Origin of the sequence: Pedobacter sp. ASV12 (assembly GCF_016429155.1) — a bacterium.
Classification (GTDB): Bacteria; Bacteroidota; Bacteroidia; order Sphingobacteriales; family Sphingobacteriaceae; genus Pedobacter.
Window position 1 is genome coordinate 1 of the sequence record NZ_JAELUC010000273.1, and the last position, 499, is coordinate 499.

General features: G+C 39.1%; 1 protein-coding gene. It reads right to left on the bottom strand.

Annotated features, from left to right (window positions below; translation table 11 throughout):
- Positions 1 to 499 (bottom strand): SDR family NAD(P)-dependent oxidoreductase (locus JHD69_RS20265; RefSeq protein ID WP_199142132.1); only part of this gene is annotated, 499 nt, incomplete at both ends.

Genomic DNA, 499 nt, shown 5'->3' on the forward strand with positions numbered 1-499 from the left:
CTTTTACGTCGCCAACAAAAGCATGGAAATTGGTATTGGTATGCGTTTCTTCCAGTTCAAGATAGATGTTATGCAGTGCCGTTTCTGATTGATCGCAAAGAATGATCAGCCCAGTTTCGAATTTCATCAGCTGACGCACAACTTCGCTACCAATAGAACCTGCAGCACCAGTAATCAATATCCTCTTATCTTTCAATTGGTTCTGTATGCCTTCAATATTGATCTGTATAGGTTTTCTGTTTAACAGATCTTCAATATTAATATTTTGAATTTGGGTAGTATGAAATTTTCCACCGGTCCAAGCATCGGCAGGCGGAATATTCAATACGGTAACCTCGTTCTCCAAGCAAACATCCACAATTTGGTTTTTCCGTTCGACAGGAATCGTATAAGAGGCAAATATAATCTCATCAACCTCATGTTCCCTAATCAATTCCTCTAGCTTGATTGCAGATAAAATCTTAATCCCGTCAATGGTCTTTCCTACTTTCCTGTCATC